The organism is Idiomarina sp. ST10R2A5 (assembly GCF_051842325.1).
Classification (GTDB): Bacteria; Pseudomonadota; Gammaproteobacteria; order Enterobacterales; family Alteromonadaceae; genus Idiomarina; species Idiomarina abyssalis.
Genome location: NZ_JBNIEX010000071.1, coordinates 1 through 241 on the forward strand (window position 1 = coordinate 1; position 241 = coordinate 241).

General features: G+C 69.7%; 1 protein-coding gene. It reads right to left on the minus strand.

The window, feature by feature from the left end:
* The coding region (locus ACP7FG_RS13165; RefSeq protein ID WP_439226655.1) for a hypothetical protein at nucleotides 1-241 on the minus strand (241 nt) is incomplete at both ends.

The following is a 241-nucleotide window of genomic DNA, read 5'->3' on the forward strand; positions in this document are numbered from 1 at the left end:
TGGCGGTGCAGGTAGTCCAGTTTGGTCCGGAAAGGCAGCGTGCCGCTGGTCCCGTAGACGACCATGTCGCCCTTGATGGCCAGGGTGACGGGATCGACAAACAGCGCACGGGATTCGGAGTCGCCCATGCCGGGCTGCGTGAACATGACGCGCAGGTCGAGGCGGCACGGGCGCGCATCGGCCCGGGTCCGCGCCTGTTTGCCGTCCGGCCTGCACCCGGACCGGGCGAGACCACGCGCGT